Raw genomic sequence first — 4,433 nt, 5'->3', positions numbered from 1 at the left:
GTCATCAGGTCGACGGGGCCGCCACCGACTACCACCGCCCGCCGCCGGCCCCGTCGACCTGATGACTGGCGGGGCCGGCTGGGCTGGCGTTTCAGGCTTCCCGCCCCGTTGCCTCTCGGGCCACCTGAGGCGAGGAGCAGCACGGACCGAGTGCGTCCGCGCAGGCAGGCACGTGCCCGGTGAGGGGCGGTCGCGAGGCCCATGTCGGAGATGGACGGCGCGTTCGTCGGCGCGCAGGGTGTGCCGGGTCTGGCGGCGACCGTGCCGGGGCTGGTGACGCCCGGGTCCGCCGCGGCCGGCACCGACGGACCCCGCGACGCCTGGGCCGGCGCGGTGCGGCACCGCGCCGGGCAGCGGACCCGTATCGAAGGTGATGCGCGAGGCCGGGCAGGGCCGTCCCCCGAGAGAGCCATAGATAGGGCTTATGGGCTGATAAGCCGGAAACCTCTACTTCGGTGTGCCGCTGGCCCGGAGGCTGGGTCCAGCAGCGCCGTACCGCTCCGCATGTAGGGATGACGTAGTGAAACTGAAGTACATGGCCGCGATCGCCACCGCCGTCGCGATGGCTCCGCCGATGCTCGGGGCCTCGCCCGCGATGGCGGACGACGCCCTCGACACGACGGTGACGGTTCCTGACCGCAGCGCGGAAGAAGAGGGGGAGACGGAAGAGGAGGAGGGCGACTCGGCGAACGACGGGACCGTCCCGACGGCCGAGGAGGCGCGGCCCGCTCCGAACGCGACGGCCTCCGGGGCTCCGGAGACGGCGGCGCCCAAGGCTCCTGACGCGGCGGCACCCGAGGCCCTGGAGACGACCGCGCCCAAGGCTGCGGAGACGGCGGAGGCTCCGGCGGTTCCCGAGGCGGCGTCTCCCACGGCAGCCCCTGCTCCGCACAGCGCGCAGGCCGGCGCCGACGTGGTCCCGGACGTCAGGCTGGAGGGCGTACCGGATGCGATCGTGGCGGGCGGCGACTGGGCCGACTTCTTTGTCGTCATCGACAACGCCCACGACGACTTGGAGGACTGGGGGCTCGACATGTCCCTCAACTCCTTCGATTTCTTCGGGGGCGGGCAGGTCGTGTGGGTGCAGGTCGAGATCGACGGCGCATGGCGTGACGCGAGACTCCTGAGCCGGCCCGAGCAGGACGACAAGGACCTCGGCCTGCTGGCGAAGTTCACGATTCCGGCTGGCCGGACGATCGTCCCCGTTCGCATCCGCGCAGGAGCGGACGCCCCGCTCATCGACTTCTTCATCAACCCGCTCATCTACGACAACAATGAAGACGATGTCCAGTCGGACGGGTCCTACTGGGTGCAGTCAAAGATCGTCGCACCGTCCGAGGAGGGCGAGAAGCCGGGCGAGGGGGAGAAGCCCGGTGAGCCCGGCGAGGAGGAAGAGCCCGGGGCCGGCGAGAAGCCCGGTGAGGGGGAGAAGCCGGGGGACGGCGGGCAGCCCGGGAACGGGCAACGGCCCGGCAACGGCGGGCAGCCCGGCGGTGGCCAGCAGCCCGGTGGCAGTGGTCCGGAGAAGGGCCACGAGAGCGCTGGTGCCGGTGCCGGTGGCGGTGGCGGCGTACCCGCCGGGAACGGTGAGGAGCCGGACCGCGGCGGGAAGGGCAGCTGGGCTCCCGTGCCTGGCCAGGGGGCTGCCAGGGCGGACGGTGACAACCGGACGGTGACGGACACCGGCTTCGTGGACGGCAGGCAGCACGATTCCGGGCCGGAGGGCGCGTTGGCGCGGACCGGCTCCGATGCCGCGACCCGTTGGACGCTGGGCGCCAGTGGCACCGCTGTTGTCCTGGGAGCGGTACTGGTCGCGGGTACGCGCCGCCGCCGTCAGGCCTCCGAGCACGCGTAGCAGACCGTGCGCCTGCCCCGCGACCAAGCCGCATGCGGCACCCGGACCGCGGGGCAGAGGGGAGTGGCGTTCTGCAGGATGCCCGTGCTGTGAGCGGCACAGCTCCGCTCCCCACAGCAGGCCCGGCCCTGCTGCCACGGGGGCGGGGTACGGAAGGCCAGATGGTGGGGCCGGGATCGTGGATGAAGGGTTGAGTGAATGTTCGACCGGTGGGGTGTGTGGGATGTGCTTCCGGACAGCGGGCGGCGGCGGTGGTTGCTGGAACCGTTCGAGAGCGTGGGGCCGCTGCGTTTCGGGATGCGGCCCGAGGAGGTCACCGCTGCGCTGGGCGGCATCGCGCGCAACCCCCAGCACTGCACGCGTGCGGCACTGTCGCGGGGCCGGTACGGCACGGTCAAGGGGGAGTGCTGGGGGCTGGGGCTGATGTTCTACTACGGCCTGGAGGAGCGGCTGCGGGGGATAGCGGTCGACGCCTTGAAGGGGCCTCAAGTCGTCGCGGACGGCACCGCGTTGGTCGGCCGGGTGCCCTCGGAGCTCGAGCAGTGGATCGTCGGCCGTTCCGAGACCCGCGAGCCCTTCTCCGAGCTGTTCTACGTGAATCTCGGTGAACCCGGATCACGGAGCCTGGGCGTGGTGATCTGCGTCCAGCGGGCGGGGGACCGGCTGCTGACGCGGCCGGTGTTCCTCCCCGCCGATGCCATGGACGCGCCGGTGAGCTTCCTCCCTCCGGAGGCATGGACGACTCACTGAGCTTGTTCCTTTAACCTTTCAACCGGTGTCCGGAACGTGCGCGCGAACCTGCGCGGACTCACCGAGGCGCGCAACACGCACGGAGCGCACTGCGCTGAGGAGCCGGCCTGGATCGGGGCCCGGTCTGCGGCCGCTGACGCCCCCTGGCCCCGCTCCGCTCCGCTCCGATTCCGTTCGGGCCGGGCGCCCGACCGGCATCGTCAGGGCGCCCGGCACACAGGTCGCAAAGGCCCCGGCGGACAGTCCTTGCGTCCTGCGCGCAGGGGGGAGCGCTCGGCCAGAGGCCCGGACCGGGGCCGGTCCGGGCAGAAGAAGCCTCCGGGCAGAAGAAGCCTCCGGGCAGAAGAAGCCTCCGGGCAGAAGAAGCCGGGGCGGCCCGAGCAGGAGCCACCCAGGAGGCCGGCCCCGCTGCACAGGCCGGCAGGCCGGCCGGGTCAGGCGACCTGATGTCGCGTCAGCACCGGTCCCCGGGTACGACCAGGCCGGGTTCGTACACGAACGCCACCGCTTGGGGCCCCGCGCCCCTGGCCAGCGTCGTCCCGGGCTGCGCGCCAGGAGTGACAGTGCGGCACAGGCGTCGCGCCCACTCGCCGCACACCCCCGGCGCTCCTCACCCACGGTACGAGTACGAGGAAGGGGGGAACCGCAGGCGAAGAACGCCCCGGCGCTGGGTGGCGGTGCGTCGGGTACGGGGCGGTGCCACCGCGGCGGCCACGGCCGCCGCGATCGCTCGGGCTGCACAGACCCCGGCTCGGCTGCCGGGGCGAGGCCGACCAGGCGCAACACATGCCAGAGCCGCAACTGCCCCGCCCCGTCCCCGGGGCAAGAACGGCGGGCGGGGTCAGCGCAGCAGCGGCAGCTTCCCGACGAGTTTGTCGATGCGGCTGCGCGGGCCGAGCAGGCTGACCGCGCAGTAGACGAGGTCGGTGGCCTTGGCGCCGGCGACGTGCTCCAGGTAGTGGTCGTAGACCCTTACCCGCTGCGCGTTGTCGGGCATGTCGACGATGAGGACGTCTTCCTTGCCGGCCGCTTTGGTGCGCAGGGCGTGCAGCGTCGCGGAATCGGCGGCCAGAACGGAGCAGCCGGCCCAGGGCAGTCCGGGGTGGAGGAACCCGTCGGCGTCCTCGGCATCTGCCCCCAGCAGTGCGGGATGCTGCCGGCCCATGGCGGCCGCGATGCAGGCGGCGGCGTTGGCCTGCCGCCCGGCGGGCAGGGCGTCATCGATGACGATCACCCACTTGAGCTTCGCGTGCCGGGTGGACAGGTCGCTGCGGATGTCGTCGGTGGTCAGTTCGGGTGCGGGCATTGCGGAACCTCCTGGGCGGGGTGAGTGACGGGTGAGGTAGACGGTTGAGGCGCGCGAGGCGGTGGGGTGGCCGGCCCGGCCAGCAGCGCGCCGGTGGGCCGGGCCCGGGGCGCGGGCAGACAGGCGGCGGCGAGGGCACCCAGCACGAGCAGGCTGCCCAGGACGGCGGTCGTGGTGAGGTGCTCGTGCAGGACGAAGACACCCAGGAAGGACGCCGTGAGGGGTTCGGCAAGGCAGAGCGTGCCCACCGCCGCCGCACTGGTGGAGGCGATGCCGACGGAGAACAGCCAGTACGGCAGCGCGGTGGCGGCCAGCCCCAGCCAGGCGATGAGGCCCAGCGCGACAGGCTGCCCGAGGAGGTGGATGCCGGTGACCATCCACGGCACCAGCGGCAGAGCGCCGAGCAGCAGCGCGAGAGCGGACACCGCCGGCAGATGTACGCCGGGGTAGTCGGCGGCCAGCCTCTTGGCGCACACGGTGTACAGACCGAAACAGATCCCCGAGACCACCCCCGCCCCCAGC

At 72.7% G+C, this 4,433-nt stretch carries 4 protein-coding genes; 2 read left to right on the top strand and 2 right to left on the bottom strand.

Annotated features, from left to right (window positions below; all coding sequences use genetic code 11):
• Positions 1 to 520 precede the first annotated feature (520 nt).
• Complete coding sequence (locus tag AOK22_RS43705; protein ID WP_055698703.1) at positions 521 to 1,855, top strand: hypothetical protein; 1,335 nt, start codon at positions 521 to 523, stop codon at positions 1,853 to 1,855.
• A 276-nt stretch (positions 1,856 to 2,131) separates the two neighbouring features.
• A complete protein-coding gene (locus tag AOK22_RS12585) occupies positions 2,132 to 2,605 on the top strand; it encodes a hypothetical protein (RefSeq protein WP_157872226.1) in 474 nt (157 codons plus the stop codon).
• Between the two features lie 841 nt (positions 2,606 to 3,446).
• Here AOK22_RS12585 and AOK22_RS12580 read toward each other — a convergent pair.
• On the bottom strand, positions 3,447 to 3,911 hold the full coding sequence (locus AOK22_RS12580; protein ID WP_055698701.1) for a DUF2000 domain-containing protein: 465 nt from the start codon (positions 3,909 to 3,911) through the stop codon (positions 3,447 to 3,449).
• On the bottom strand, positions 3,893 to 4,433 hold a 541-nt coding region (locus AOK22_RS12575), incomplete at its 5' end, for an EamA family transporter (RefSeq protein WP_208606392.1). The genes AOK22_RS12575 and AOK22_RS12580, both read right to left, overlap by 19 nt.

It is taken from the genome of Streptomyces silaceus, from assembly GCF_001419745.1.
GTDB lineage: Bacteria > Actinomycetota > Actinomycetes > Streptomycetales > Streptomycetaceae > Streptomyces > Streptomyces silaceus.
Note: the sequence above shows the minus strand (reverse complement) of the source record. Positions and strands in the feature narration are given on the sequence as shown.